This window comes from Pseudomonas sp. TE3728, assembly GCF_056279145.1.
In genome coordinates, this window is record NZ_JBWBQT010000001.1 from 2,015,500 (window position 1) to 2,030,389 (window position 14,890).

At 61.3% G+C, this 14,890-nt stretch carries 10 protein-coding genes; 8 read left to right on the forward strand and 2 right to left on the reverse strand.

What is annotated here, in order from left to right; translation table 11 throughout:
* Nucleotides 1-3 precede the first annotated feature (3 nt).
* Entirely contained in the window at nt 4-1,398 is a 1,395-nt protein-coding gene (locus tag ACZ89R_RS08590; protein ID WP_429546050.1) for an efflux transporter outer membrane subunit, read from the forward strand.
* Between the two features lie 137 nt (nt 1,399-1,535).
* Here the strand turns inward: ACZ89R_RS08590 and pvdP are convergent, their stop codons facing one another.
* A complete protein-coding gene (gene pvdP, locus ACZ89R_RS08595) occupies nt 1,536-3,161 on the reverse strand; it encodes a pyoverdine maturation tyrosinase PvdP (protein WP_429546049.1) in 1,626 nt (541 codons plus the stop codon).
* A 276-nt stretch (nt 3,162-3,437) separates the two neighbouring features.
* Between pvdP and pvdM the strand changes: the two genes are divergently transcribed.
* The 7 genes from pvdM (at nt 3,438) to ACZ89R_RS08630 (ending at nt 13,691) form a co-directional block, all read left to right on the forward strand.
* Nucleotides 3,438-4,808 carry a pyoverdine-tailoring dipeptidase-like protein PvdM gene (pvdM, locus tag ACZ89R_RS08600; protein WP_429546048.1) on the forward strand — a complete coding sequence of 457 codons (1,371 nt, stop codon included), beginning with the start codon at nt 3,438-3,440 and terminating at the stop codon, nt 4,806-4,808.
* Nucleotides 4,805-6,091 carry a pyoverdine-tailoring periplasmic protein PvdN gene (pvdN, locus tag ACZ89R_RS08605; protein WP_429546047.1) on the forward strand — a complete coding sequence of 429 codons (1,287 nt, stop codon included), beginning with the start codon at nt 4,805-4,807 and terminating at the stop codon, nt 6,089-6,091. Before pvdM ends, pvdN begins: the two co-directional genes overlap by 4 nt.
* 43 nt (nt 6,092-6,134) lie before the next feature.
* Nucleotides 6,135-7,022, forward strand: a complete 888-nt coding sequence (gene pvdO / locus ACZ89R_RS08610; RefSeq protein ID WP_429546046.1) for a dihydropyoverdine dehydrogenase — start codon at nt 6,135-6,137, stop codon at nt 7,020-7,022.
* 249 nt (nt 7,023-7,271) lie between these two features.
* Nucleotides 7,272-8,921 (forward strand): cyclic peptide export ABC transporter, encoded by a 1,650-nt coding sequence (locus tag ACZ89R_RS08615; protein WP_429546045.1) that lies wholly within the window; start codon nt 7,272-7,274, stop codon nt 8,919-8,921.
* A gap of 116 nt (nt 8,922-9,037) precedes the next feature.
* Nucleotides 9,038-11,518 carry a TonB-dependent siderophore receptor gene (locus ACZ89R_RS08620; protein ID WP_429546044.1) on the forward strand — a complete coding sequence of 827 codons (2,481 nt, stop codon included), beginning with the start codon at nt 9,038-9,040 and terminating at the stop codon, nt 11,516-11,518.
* Between the two features lie 779 nt (nt 11,519-12,297).
* Nucleotides 12,298-12,657 carry a DUF6124 family protein gene (locus tag ACZ89R_RS08625; RefSeq protein WP_429546043.1) on the forward strand — a complete coding sequence of 120 codons (360 nt, stop codon included), beginning with the start codon at nt 12,298-12,300 and terminating at the stop codon, nt 12,655-12,657.
* A gap of 674 nt (nt 12,658-13,331) precedes the next feature.
* Nucleotides 13,332-13,691 (forward strand): DUF6124 family protein, encoded by a 360-nt coding sequence (locus tag ACZ89R_RS08630; protein WP_429546042.1) that lies wholly within the window; start codon nt 13,332-13,334, stop codon nt 13,689-13,691.
* A 174-nt stretch (nt 13,692-13,865) separates the two neighbouring features.
* On the opposite strand, the gene ACZ89R_RS08635 is transcribed toward ACZ89R_RS08630, so the two are convergent.
* Nucleotides 13,866-14,822, reverse strand: coding sequence for an alpha/beta hydrolase (locus ACZ89R_RS08635; protein ID WP_429546041.1), 957 nt, complete (start codon nt 14,820-14,822; stop codon nt 13,866-13,868).
* Between the last annotated feature and the right edge of the window lie 68 nt (nt 14,823-14,890).

The following is a 14,890-nucleotide window of genomic DNA, read 5'->3' on the forward strand; positions in this document are numbered from 1 at the left end:
CCTATGAAAGTGCCCCTGACCCTCCTGGCCGCCAGCCTGTTGCTGGCCGCCTGCAGTAACCCTGCACCGCGCCCCGACAGCGGCCTGCAACCACCCGCCGCCTGGCAATCGCCGAACACCGCCGCCGCGGCACACAGCAATCGGCAATGGTGGACGCAGTTCGGCAGCCCGCAACTCAATCGCCTGATCGAACAGGCCAGCGTGGGCAGCCACGATCTGGCCGCCGCCGTCGCCCGGGTGCGGCAGGCCCAGGCCAGCGCCACCATCGCCGGCGCCCCGCTGCTGCCCGAACTCAAGGCCGGCCTCAACGCCAATCGCCAACGCTTGCTGCACGGCAAGGGCTACAGTCAACTGGACGTCAGCCCTGATAATCGCTCGCTGAATTATTACGATGCGCAACTGAGCGCCAGTTACGAAATCGATTTCTGGGGCGGCAAACGGGCGGCCCGGGACAGTGCCCTGCTCGGTTTGCAGGCCAGCGAGTTCGATCGGGCCACCGTGGAACTGACCTTGCAAAGCGGCGTGGCCAACAGCTACACCCAGGCCTTGTCGTTGCGTGAACAGCAACGGATCGCCGAGCTGAACCTGGCCAACGCCCAAAACGTTTTGCGATTGGTGCAGACTCGCTACGACGCCGGCAGCGCCACCGCGCTGGAACTGGCGCAGCAAAAAAGCCTGGAGGCCGAACAGCAACGCAAACTGCCACTTGTGCAACAGCAGGCCCGGGAAGCGCGGATCACCCTCGCCGCCCTGCTCGGCCAACCGGTGCAGGCACTGACGCTGACGGAGCAGCCGTTCGATCAATTGCATTGGCCAGAGATCGCCAGCGGCGTGCCCAGTGAGTTGTTGAGCCGTCGCCCGGACATCGCCAGCGCCGAGGCCAAACTCGCCGCCGCCCGAGCCGATGTGACCGTCGCCCGCGCGGCGATGCTGCCCAAGCTGACGCTCACCGCCAGCCTGGGCACCGGCGCCGACCTGGCCTCGGATCTGTTGCGCACGACTTTTTACAACCTGTCCTCGGGGCTGGTGGCGCCGGTCTTCAACAATGGTCGCCTCAGCGCCGAGCGCGACAAGGCCACGGCGCGCCAACAGGAACTGCTGGAAACCTATCGCGGGGCAATCATCAATGGCTTCGCCGATGTGGAAAAAGCCCTCAACAGCATTCACGGGCTGGACGAACAACGTCAGTGGCAAGGGGAGGAACTGAGCCAGGCACAGAGCGCTTTCGACATCGCCCAGAGCCGTTACCAGGCCGGCGCCGAAGACCTGCTCACGGTGCTGCAAACCCAGCGCACGCTGTATGCCGCCCAGGATCTGAATGTGCAGCTGAGATTGTCGCGGTTGCAGGCCAGTATTGCGCTGTACAAGGCGTTGGGTGGGGGGTGGCAAATCCTCTAGCTCGGCGTGAGCATTGAGATCGCTATCGCGAGCAGGCTCGCTCCCACCTTAATCCTGCGTGCACACAAACATTGTGTTCAGCCCGGATCCTGTGGGAGCGAGCCTGCTCGCGATGAACGATAACGCGGTCTATCTGATCAAACCGGCCATCCCTTGACCTTCAAATGCCGCGCATACCACGGCCGTCGCGGCACTTTGCGCAACAGGTCACTGATGTTGTCTTCATCGCCAAAGGTGATGCGCAACGCCAGCTTCATGGTTTCGGGGTCCATTTCCACCGAACGTCCCGTTTGCAGACCCGGGGTCGTGCTGCATCCGTGGGTGTCCGGCCCAAGCCACGGATCGCCCACTTCCACCCAACGCCCCGGCGCAAACCACGGCACGCCGTTGACCTCCAGGCGGCTCAGTTCGCCCGGGTGAAAACGCTCATGGGCGCGGAACCAGTCTTCGATGCGATCGTCGATCCAGCCGTGGAAACGCCAGAACACCGGGTTGACGTGGGACGAAAACGGATCGCCGAGAAAATCGTTTTCCGGGGCATACCAGCGCGCCGCGAAGTCGGCCTGATCCCGAGCCATCGGCACTGGTATCTCGTTGGACGGATCCCGAGCCACCGAGGCCCAGCGCATGTGCAGCCAGTCGTGCAGGCCCAGCTCGACCTCCGAGCCGAACTGGCCGAGGGTCAGTTTCGACAGGTAACGCGGATCCCGGTACTGCGACTCCCAGACCTGGAAGTTGCTGTGATAGGTCTCTGCGGCTTTGATATCGCTAACCCACTTGGTGTATTCGTCATCGCCCTCGGTCAACCAGGTCGGCGGCAAGGCATTGCCATCGTGATTGTCGAAATAGCGCGCGAAGCCTTGGCGATCACGCTCGAGTTCCGGTTGCGGCAGGGGGAACGCCGGCCATGAAGGCAAATCCTGCATGGACCGGGCGATGCCGAGCATGTGTCGATGCATGAAGAAAAAATCGACACCCGAACCGTTGCGGTCCTTGCGCGGCCCACGGGCATCACGCTCCTTGTCCCGTGGGCCGGGTTGCCAGCCGATACCGCGCAACGCCTCGCGTTTTTTCTCCGAGAGCTTGTGCCATTTGTCCCGGGACGCGTGCCAGAGCTGATGAAACAATCGATGCTCGGGGGATACCAGCCACGCCAGAAATGTCGGGTTGAGGGCGGTTCGCTCCCGCGCTTCGGGAAACCGGCGCTTGATGGCGATAAAGCGATTGTCGAGTTCGGGCACGCCCAACGGGCGATTCAGGCTCAGCACCTGGCCGCTGAACGTGCCGCTGCCGGCGTTGCCGAACGCCGCCCAGACCTCGTCGAGTTTGGCCTTGAACTCATAAACCGGCGCCACCAGCGGGGCGTCAGTGCGCATCAACCGCCAGTACAGTTCAGCGCCAGTGGCCGGTGCCAGATCGCCGATGACCTGATAGCACGGCAGGCCTTCCCCGCGCAGGTGAGTGCCGGTATCCAGACAACCGCGCAACCCTCGCCCGCGATGAGCGATGTCGAGAAACAGCTCCAGCCCGTCCTGCGGCAAGCCCTCAAGCCCGGCATCGCTGCCGACAAAACGAATGTCCCAGATTCCGCGCAAGCTGTCCGCCAGTTGCTGCCCGGCGGTGCTCGCCAGGTCGACCGTGGCCTCCCCCGGCGTGATCGGTTCCTTTTCCCGGGTCAGCTCACGATGTGCATAAAAAGCGGCAGGCACCGCAGCGCTCGTGAGCGCCAGGCCCGCCATGAACCAGCGTCGAGAAATCGTCATTGCCCTACCTGTGTCAGCCTTGAAGCAGGCTTTATCCAAGCTAGAACGTTTGTTGCCCCGACAAATTTATGCGATCCCCTGCAGGAACTGCCGAAGGCTGCGATCTTTTGATCTTCATCTTGGGCGCCCCCGAAAAGATCGCAGGCTGCGCCAGCTCCTACATTTGAAAGGCGATCTTTTCGGGGCCATCTAAATTCCTGTGCCGGTCACTCGTTCTTCCCAGATAGCAAAGGCCCCTGCGCCTGCAACTCAACGGCGAACCTGACTGAGATGGCGATGACAAAAACACGTTCGAAAAAGGCCCTGTACCTCGGCCTGCCACTGGCCTTGGCCATCAGTGCCGGCGCAGGCTGGCTGGTCTGGGATTACGGGTTCAAGGACAACCCCGGCTACCCGGTCAAGGTCATGAAACAGGCCACCGAACTGCAGGGGCGGATCCTTTCCTTCGACAGCCACATCACCGTCCCCCTGAGTTTCGGCGCCCACGGCAACGAGGCCGACAAGGACGGTTCCGGCCAGTTCGACCTGATCAAGGCCAACCGTGGCCGACTGTCCGGCGCGGCCCTGACGGTCTTCGGCTGGCCGGAAATGTGGAACGGCCCGAACGCCCCGCACCGGCCCACCGACGGTTTCGTCGAAGAAGCGCGCAACCAGCAGGAAGTGCGCTACAAAATCATCTCCGGGCTGGTGCGCGATTTCCCCAATCAGGTCGGCATCGCCTACACCCCCGACGACTTCCGACGCCTGCACGGCGAAGGCAAGTTTGCGATTTTCATCAGCATGCTCAACGCCTACCCGCTGGGCAATGACCTGAGCAAACTGGACCTGTGGGCCGCTCGCGGCATGCGCATGTTCGGTTTCAGCTACATCGGCAACAACAGCTGGGCCGATTCGTCACGACCGCTGCCGTTTTTCAACGACTCCCCCGATGCCCTCGACGGGTTGTCGGACATCGGCAAACAGGCGGTGCAACGCCTCAACGATCTGGGCGTGATCATTGATGTGTCGCAGATGTCGACCAAAGGCCTGGAACAAGTGGCGCAACTGAGCCGCACGCCGATGGTGGCCTCGCACTCGGCACCACGGGCCTCGGTGGACATCCCGCGCAACCTCAGCGACAAAGAGTTGCAGCTGATCAAGAACAGCGGCGGCGTGGTGCAGGTGGTCGGTTTCTCGCAATACCTCAAACCGCTGACCCAAGGCACACAGGACAAACTCAACGCCCTGCGCGCGCGTTTCGATTTGCCGCCATTGCCCAACCTGGCGATGGCATTGATGCCGGGTGATCCGATCATCACCGCCTGGTCCGAACAGAAGCTCGGTCAATACGCCAGTGGTCTGTATGCCATTCTCGAAGAAGAACCCAAGGCCACGCTCAAGGACCTCGGCGACGCCATCGATTACACCGTGCGCAAGGTCGGCATCGACCACGTCGGCATCGCCTCGGACTTCAACGATGGCGGCGGCATCAAGGGCTGGGAAAATGTCGGCGAAATCCGCAACGTCACCGCCGAATTGATCCAGCGCGGTTATTCCGAAGCCGATATCGCCAAGCTCTGGGGCGGCAACTTCCTGCGGGTCTGGGAACAGGTGCAAAAAGCCGCGAAACCCACGCTGATTTCTCGCCAGGAACCGCTCGAGCCATGAGTGACCGTCGGACCTTTCTGAAACAGGCCGGGGTCCTCGCCGCCGGTCTCCCGTTGGCTGCCAGCCTCGGTTCCCCGGTCGCCGCCGGGCAATCGCAAACCCTGCCCCGGGAAAAATGGGCGCAGTTGCGTCAGTTGTTCGACCAGGACCCGAACTACATCCACTTCGCCAATTTTCTGGTGACCTCACACCCCAAACCCGTGCGCGAGGCCATCGCCCGTCACCGCGCCGCGCTGGACCTGAATCCCGGGCTGGCCATGGACTGGGACCTGGGCGTGACCCACCAGCGCGAAGAAAACGTGCGGCTCTGGGCCGGTCGGTATTTGCAGGCCAAGCCGACACAGATCGCCCTCACCGGCAGCACCACCGAAGGCCTGGCGATGATTTATGGCGGCGTGCACGTGCGCCCCGATCAGGAAATCCTCACCACGGTTCACGAGCACTATTCCACGAACAACATCCTGCATTTTCGCAACCGGCGCGATGGCACCCGAGTGCGCAAGATTCAATTGTTCGAGCAGCCACAATCGATCTCGGCCGATCAGGTGCTGGCGACCATCAACCGCAACATCCGCCCCGAAACCCGCGTACTGGGCATGACCTGGGTGCACTCGGGCAGTGGCGTGAAGCTGCCGATCAGCGACATCGCCGGCCTCGTCGATGAACACAATCGCCAGCGCGACGACCAGGACCGGATCGTTTACGTGGTCGATGGCGTGCACGGTTTCGGCGTCGAAGACCTGAGTTTCCCGGCGATGAACTGCGACTTTTTCATTGCCGGCACCCACAAATGGATGTTCGGCCCCCGCGGCACCGGCATCGTTTGCAGCCGCAGCGAAGAGCTGAAATACGTCAGCCCGAGCGTGCCGACCTTCTCCGAAGCCACGACCTTTTCCACCACCATGTCCCCGGGCGGCTATCACGCCTTCGAACATCGCTGGGCCGTGGACGAAGCGTTCAAGTTGCACCTGGAACTGGGCAAGGCCGACGTCCAGGCGCGCATCCATCAGCTCAACAGCTACCTGAAACAGCGATTGCTGGAGCAGCCGGGCGTGGAGCTTGTCACCCCGGTCGATCCGAGGTTTTCGGCGGGGTTCAGCTTCTTCCGGGTCAAGGGTCAGGATTGTGATGCCGTGGCCGCGCACCTGATGCAAAACCGCATCGTCAGTGATGCGGTCAACCGCGACGTCGGCCCGGTGATCCGCACCGCGCCCGGCCTGCTCAATACCGAAGCCGAGGTGGACCGTTTGATCGACGTGCTGCGCAAGAAGCGCTCCGCGTGAACCTTCGCTGCGAGGCACCGTTTTCCTTTAACCGAGACGACTTATGAAAACGCCCCACACACCCTCTTCCCTGCGAACCCTATCGGCCCTGGCATTGACCGCACTGCTCGCCAGCCTGCTGCCCGGCACTGCCCAGGCCGCAAGCCCGCCAACTCCCGGCAAGGTGTTCAAGGACTGCAAGGACTGTCCGGAAATGGTCGTGCTGCCCGCCGGCCGCTACACCATGGGCACGCCAGCGGATGAAGTCGGCCACCAGCCCGATGAAGGTCCGCTGCATGAAGTGACGTTCACCCGCCCTTTCGCCATCAGCCGCTTCCAGGTACTGGCCGGCGAATGGGACGCGTACGTGCGCGCCACCGGCAACACCCCCGCCGACTTCGATGATCGCCCGGGACGTCGCTGCACCGCCGGCAAACCCAGTTTCAAACAGACCGCGCGCCACCCGGCCGTGTGCATGAACGTGGCCGAAGCCGAGGGCTACATCGCCTGGCTGTCGGAGAAAACCGGTCATGCCTATCGCATGCCCAGCGAGTCGATCCGCGAGTACGCCGCCCGTGCCGGCAGCACCGGGGCTTTCCCTTTTGCGTTCGATGAAGGCGCCGATTACCAGATCTCGAAAAACGCCAACACCTACGGTGCCGCCGACGGCTACAACTTCACCTCCCCGGCCGGCACTTTCCCGGCCAACGCCTTTGGGGTGTTCGACATGCACGGCAACGTTTATGAGTGGGTCGCCGACTGCTACCGCGAAGACTATGTCGGCGTGCCCAGCGACGGCAGCCCGTGGCTGGAGCAGAACTGCAAACGCCAGGTGATGCGCGGCAACGACTGGGGCGAAGCACCGGTGTTTTCCCGCTCCGGCAATCGCAACAGCAGTCTGCCCACCAGCAGCGGCGACTGGCTGGGGTTTCGCGTCGTGCGTGAGCTCTGAATCCTTTGTGGTGAGGGGCTTGCCCTTGTGGGAGCGAGCCTGCTCGCGATGACGGCGGCACCTTCAACATCAATGTTGCCTGACCCACCGCTATCGCGAGCAGGCTCGCTCCCACAAGTTTGCAAGCCACCTCACCACAGGTCTTGTGACTGACCGCCAATTCCCGTCCGCGATCCTTTAAATAAAGCCCCCGACCATTCGTTTTCCTTAAGTACCGGCACTCCCTCCGCACCGAAGCAGGAATCCTCCATGACCAAGCCAACGCGTGGGGCGATCAACGAATTGTTCGCCCTGCTCAAGCCCTTCCGCCTGATTATCTCTGTGTCCATCGTGCTCGGCATGATCGGTGGCCTGAGCGTCACCGTGTTGCTGGCGACCATCAACAATGCCCTGCATTCCGCTGACGGCCTGACCCGCACCGTGGTGATGATTTTTGCCGGGCTGTGCATGCTGGCGCTGCTGACCACGATTGTGTCCGACATCGGCACCAACTACGTCGGCCAGCACATCATCGCCAAGCTGCGCAAAGAGCTGGGGGAAAAAGTGCTGTCGGCGCCGATCGACCAGATCGAGCGCTACCGCAGCCACCGATTGATCCCGGTGCTGACCCACGACGTGGACACCATCAGCGATTTCGCCTTCGCCTTCGCGCCGTTGGCGATTTCCCTGACCGTGACCCTGGGGTGCCTCGGCTACCTGGCCATGCTGTCGTGGCCGATGTTTCTGATGATGCTGGTGGCCATCGCCATCGGCACCACCCTCCAGGCCATTGCCCGGGCCAAAGGCATGCGCGGTTTCTACGCGGCGCGAGACTGCGAAGACGAGCTGCAAAAGCACTATAACGCCATCGCCGAAGGGGCCAAGGAACTGCGCATCCACCGCCCGCGGCGTCAGCGGATGTTCGTGTCCGGCATCCAGAAAACCGCCGAGAAAATCTGTGATACGCAGATCCGCTCGATCAATACCTTCGTCATTGCCAAGTCGTTCGGCTCGATGCTGTTCTTCGTGGTCATCGGCCTGGCGCTGGCCCTGCAATCGTTCTGGCCCAGTGCCGACAAGGCCGTGATGAGCGGTTTTGTGTTGGTGCTGCTGTACATGAAAGGCCCGCTGGAACACCTGGTCAGCACGCTGCCGATTATCAGCCGGGCGCAGATTGCATTTCGCCGGATCGCCGAGCTCAGCGAACAGTTTTCCTCCCCGGAACCGCACCTGCTGCTGGAGGATCAGGGCCACACATCCGGGCCGGTCCACAGCCTGGAACTGAGCAACGTGCGTTACGCTTTCCCGCCGGTGGAAGGCAGCGAGCCCTTCCGCCTCGGCCCGGTCAACCTGCGCATCGAGCAAGGCGACATCGTGTTCATCGTGGGTGAAAACGGCTGTGGCAAAACCACGCTGATCAAACTTTTGCTGGGTCTTTATGCGCCCACCGAAGGCGAAATCCGCGTGAACGACCAGGCGATCACCGCCCTCAATCGCGATGACTACCGGCAGAATTTCACCACGGTATTTGCTGACTATTACCTGTTCGATGACCTGATTCAGGGCGACCGACAAGTGCCGCAGGATGCCACGCGCTACCTCGAACGTTTGGAGATCGCACACAAGGTCAGCGTGCGCGACGGCGCGTTCAGCACCACCGACCTTTCCACCGGTCAGCGCAAACGCCTGGCGCTGGTCAATGCCTGGCTCGAAGAACGGCCGGTGCTGGTGTTCGACGAATGGGCGGCCGATCAGGACCCGACCTTCCGGCGCATTTTCTACACCGAACTGCTGCCCGACCTGAAGCGTCTGGGCAAGACCATCATCGTCATCTCCCACGATGACCGCTACTTCGACGTGGCCGATCAACTGGTGCGCATGGAGGCCGGCAAGGTCAAAAGCGAACTGCAGCTCGCGTAATCGATCAGGCCGTGGCCGGTCGGAAAAAATAATTTTTTCCGGTTTGCCGCGGCCTCCTCGTCTTAATGAGATGAATAAGAACCATTACCAACTATACCTGCCAAGGTCTTAACCTCATGTCCGCATCCCGTTTCATGCTTCGACCTCTGACCCGCGCCCTGTTAATGAGCAGCACGACCCGCTCGCGCATGACGTCCACCGGCCTCGGCCTGGCGATGACCCTGGCCATGACGCCTTATGTCCAGGCCCAGGAATGGACCCTGAACATCCCGGCCCAGCCATTGGCTCAGGCGCTGCAGACCCTCGGTCAACAGACCAATCTGCAAATCATCTACAGCCCCGAGAGCATTCAGAACCTGCGGTCCAGTGCCCTCAACGGCCGCTATCAGGAAGATGATTCGCTCAATGCGCTGCTCAAGGGCACCGGGATCCGTCATCAGCGCGACGGCAACACGGTCACCCTGCTGGCGCCGGCCACCGGCAACGCGATGGAACTGGCACCGACCAGCATCAACGGTCAGCGGTTGGGCGCGACCACCGAAGGCAGCAACTCCTACACCACCGGCGCGGTGACCATTGGCAAGGGCGAGCATTCGCTCAGGGAAACCCCGCAGTCGATCACCGTCATCACGCGCAAGATGCTCGATGACCAGAACCTGAACACCATCGAACAGGTCATGGAAAAGACCCCGGGCATCACCGTTTACGACTCGCCCATGGGCGGCAAGTATTTCTACTCCCGGGGTTTCCGCATGACCGGCCAGTACCAGTACGACGGCGTGCCGCTGGACATCGGCAGCAGCTACGTGCAGGCCGATGCCTTCAACAGCGACATGGCGATCTATGATCGGGTCGAAGTGTTGCGCGGTGCGGCCGGGATGATGAAGGGGGCCGGAGGCACTGCCGGTGGAGTGAACTTCGTGCGCAAGCGCGGCCAGGACACCCCGCACACTCAACTGTCGTTGTCTGCCGGCACGTGGGACAACTACCGTGGCCAGGTCGACACCGGCGGCCCGCTGAACGACGCCGGCACCATCCGTGGCCGGGCCGTGGTGACCCAGCAGACCCGTCAGTATTTCTATGACGTGGCCGAACGCAGGGACCAGATCTACTACGGCGCGCTGGACTTTGACCTGAGCGACTACACCACCCTGGGCCTGGGCATGGCCTATGAAGACGTCGATGCCACTCCGTGCTGGGGCGGCTTGCCGCGCTACGCCGATGGCAGCGACCTGAAGCTCTCACGCTCCACGTGCCTGAACACCGCCTGGAACAACCAGCGCAGCAAGCGGGCCACCTACTTTGGCGACCTGAAACACGAGTTCAACGACAACTGGGCGCTGAAGGTCGCGGGGGTTTACTCGAAAAACACCCAGGACATGGAATACGCCTTCCCCAGCGGTTCGGTACCGGTTGGAGCCACCAGCACCAGTACCGCGATGATCGGCAGCATCTTTGATTACGATCAGGTCGACTACGGCCTCGACGCGTATGTGGACGGCAAGTTCGACGCATTCGGCCAAGAGCACGAGCTGATCGTCGGTGCCAACGCCAGCCGCTCCCACAAGGACGACTTCTACGCCGTGGCCCTCCTGCCTCAAACTCAGAATGTGCTGAACCCCAACCATCACCTGCCCCAGCCGGATGAAAGTTTTTACCTGGCCAACGCCTCCCGGGGTGGTCCGGTGGACATGCGGATCAAGCAATACGGCGTCTACTCCACGGCACGCCTGAAACTGGCCGATCCGCTGACCTTCGTCCTGGGCAGCCGCGTCAGCTGGTACAAGTCCGAAACCGACTCCGTCTCGTTCTGGCGCGGCGAAGGCACGCCGACAAGCTCCGAGGCCAAGGAAACCGGGCAAGTCACCCCGTTCGCCGCGCTGCTGTTCGACATCAACGACAACCTGACCGTCTACACCAGCTACGCGGATATCTTCACCCCGCAAGGCAACTACAAGACCATCAACGGTTCGACGCTCAAGCCATTGATCGGCCAGAGCTATGAACTGGGGATCAAGGGTGAATGGTTCGACGGTCGCCTGAACAGCGCCGTCAACCTGTTCCGCACCGTCCAGAAAGATGCAGCCCAGGATGACCCGGCCTGCCCGGACAGCAGCTGCTCGCTGAACTCCGGCAAAGTGCGCGCCCAGGGCTTCGAAGCTGAAGTCAGCGGTGAAGTCATCGACCGTCTGCAATTGCTCGCCGGCTACACCTATACCCAGACCAAGATTCTGGAAGACGCCGATATCAGTCTGGATGGTGTGTCGTATAACACCTATGTGCCGCGCCACTTGCTGCGCGTGTGGGGCGACTATGCGCTCAGCGGCCCACTGGAACGCGTCACCGTCGGTGCCGGCGTCAATGCTCAAAGCAGCAACTACCGCACCTCGCCGAGCAGCGGCAAGAACATCACCCAGGCAGGCTACGCCGTCTGGAACGGTCGCATCGGCTACCGCATCGACGACACCTGGTCCGTGGCACTGAACGGCAACAACCTGTTCGACAAGCGTTACTACGCCACCATCGGTTCCGAAGGTTGGGGTAACTTCTACGGTGAACCGCGCAACTTCGTGATGTCGGTCAAGGCTGACTTCTGATTGCAGCCTCAATGAAAACGCCCCGCAGTTGCGGGGCTTTTTTTAGACTCAGTGGCAGTGAACCGGGGGCTGGATAACTTCGATCCGCGAGGCTAGCGAAGAACCTGTGGCGAGGGAGCTTGCTCCCGCTCGGCTGCGCAGCAGTCGCAAAACCTGAGCGTGCGGTGTATCTGAAAAACCGTGACTGCCGGGTTTGGGGCCGCTTCGCAGCCCAGCGGGGGCAAGCCCCCTCGCCACAACAGCATGACCGCCTGCAAAGTTTTGCGGTGTTCTTTCGGGCCTCATCGCGAGCAGGCTCGCTCCCACATTTGATCTGAGGCGTTTGCAAAAAAATGGACTCACCGCAAGTCCCCTGTGGGAGCGAGCCTGCTCGCGATGAGGCCAGCCCATCCGCTACAAAACCCGAAACGAGACCGCTAAACAGGCACTGTTTAATCGACATCTCCAGACACTCACTCAGGCTACACATTCTTGCGCCGCTGCCTACGACTACGCCAGAATCCGCCGGCTTGTGCGCCTTGAGGCCGGGCTCTATCGTTTCCGGGTCGCTGACGAATCAGCGATCGGGTTTAGCAGCTCGGTAAATATCAAGGCACGCAGTGTCATCTCTCGATCAGCCGGCTACTTTTGCCTACGCTGGTCTGCGTTATGGTGACTGTGCGTGGGGCACTTCGGTGCGCCGGGTTCCTTGATCCCTGGTCTGCTAACCCGCGTACGGTCGCCACCCTTTCTCGTTTAGCAGCGACGTGTGGCGACTCCATTGATCAAGGAGTTTTACCATGTTCAAACCTACACCGAACCCACCGGAAACCGATCCAACATCCCCCTACGAATCCCTCGATTCCAAAAAACTCAACGAAGCCGCCGATCGCGCCCTCGATTACTACCTCAAACCGGACATTCCCAAAGACACCAAGCGAAAGCCCAGCACCATTTACCATGTCGGCACCGAGGTCGATAACGAAACCCTGCTGGTCAACGCCTGCGAAACCCTGGCATCAGCCAGCATGATGCTCAGCGAGTTCGCCGGGTTGATGGACATGCCACATCGCAACATGATGTTGGGGATTCAATCCGTGGTCATGCTTGGGGAGCTGGCCGTCAACCGGGTGCTGAATAACTTCGATCCGCGAGGCTAACGAAGAACCTGTGGCGAGGGAGCTTGCTCCCGCTCGGCTGCGCAGCAGTCGCAAAACCTGAGCGTGCGGTGTATCTGAAAAACCGTGACTGCCGGGTTTGGGGCCGCTTCGCAGCCCAGCGGGAGCAAGCTCCCTCGCCACAACAGCATGACCGCCTGCAAAGTTTTGCGGTGTTCTTTCGGGCCTCATCGCGAGCAGGCTCGCTCCCACAGGGGACCTGCGGTGAATCCATTTTTTTGCGAACGCCTCAGATCAAATGTGGGAGCGAGCCTGCTCGCGATGAGGCCAGCCCATCCACAACAAAACCCGAAGCGACGCTAAACAAGCACTGTTTAAACGACACTTCCAGATACTCACTCAGGCTACACATTCTTGCGCCGCTGCCTACGACTACGCCAGAATCCGCCGGCTTGTGCGTCTAAGGGCCGGGCTCTATCGTTTCCGGGTCGCTGAAAAACAGCGATCGGGTTTGGTAGCCCGCTGTCCCACATGACGCATAGCGTCACCTTATGCAGGTGCTTTTTCGGCATTTGTTTTGATGGTGGCCATGCGCAGGGCGCCCTCGGGCGCGCCGGTTTTTCCATGTGGGCCGGTCTACCAACCTTCGTATGGCCACCACCCTTCGTTTGGTAGCGAGGGTGATGGCTCCTTTAATCACATATGGAGTTCCATCTATGTTCAAACCTACACCGAACCCACCGGAAACCGATCCAACATCCCCCTACGAATCCCTCGATTCCAAAAAACTCAACGAAGCCGCCGACCGCGCCCTCGATTACTACCTCAAACCGGACATTCCCAAAGACACCAAGCGAAAGCCCAGCACCATTTACCATGTCGGCACCGAGGTCGATAACGAAACCCTGCTGGTCAACGCCTGCGAAACCCTGGCATCAGCCAGCATGATGCTCAGTGAGTTCGCCGGGTTGATGGACATGCCACATCGCAACATGATGCTGGGGATTCAATCGGTGGTCATGCTTGGGGAGTTGGCGGTGAACCGGGTGCTGGATAACCTCGATCCGCGAGGCTAACGATCAATCAAAATCAAAAGATCGCAGGCTTCGCCAGCTCCTACAGGGGATTTGTGTTCGATCGCGATAGGGTGGTGAACACCGAACCTATTGTGTTCGACCCGGTATGACGGCGAACACCGAACCTGTAGGAGCTGCCGCAGGCTGCGATCTTTTGATCTTGAAGCTTTACGCTCAACCCAAATGCCGACTCAGCGCCCGACTCAAGCTTTCATGCATACCCAACACATCCGGCATGACCGAGGCCAATCTGAGCAAGTCATGAGTCAGCCCCGGGCAATGTTCGAGTTCGACACTCACCCCCTGCGCGCGCAGTTTATCGACGTAGGCCTGGCCTTCATCGAGCAACGGATCGAACCCGGCCAGCAACACAATCGCCGGCGCAACCCCGCGCAAGTCCTCGGCCAGCAACGGTGAGAAGCGCCAGTCCAGCAAATCTTCGGGGCTGCGGGCGTAGTGCTGGTAAAACCAGTCCAGCGTGTCGTTCTCCAGCAAATACCCTTCACTGAACAACAGGCGCGAATCGTGGGTGCGCGACGCATCAGTGACCGGATAACACAGCAGCTGCACCTTGGGGACGATGGCCACGGTGTGTGGCTGAACCACCGCTTGCAAGGCCAGCACCGTCGCCAGCGTGGCACCGGCACTGTCACCGCCGAACGCGACGCGACCGGCATCCAGCCCCAGGGACAGCGCCTGTTCCGCCAGCCAGGACAAGGCGTCTTCACCGTCCTCCAGCGCGGTCGGGAAACGATGTTCCGGCGCCAGCCGATAGCCAACCGACAACACCGCGCACGGCGTACGCCGGCAGAATTCGCGGCAGACACCGTCGTGTGAGTCCAGGCTGCCCACCACAAAACCACCGCCATGGAAATACACCAGCACCGGCATCGATGCAGTCGCCCCGCTCGGGCGATATAAACGCAACGCCAGCGGTGCGCCGTCCCGGGCCATGGTGTTGACCTCCAGCACGTCAAGATCCTGAGGAGCATCCCAACGCAATTGCGCGGTGGTTTGTTCGAAGATCGCCCGGGCTTCGACCGGTGTCAGTTGATGCAGCGCTGGCAGGCCTGCGTCCTGGCCGTCTTGCGCCAGGTCGAGGAAGGCTTCCAGATCAGGGTGTAGCGACATCGAAAGAATCCTTATGTCCGTAAAAAAGGGGCGCGCCTGAGCAACGCCCCCCTGCAATGATTAAAACC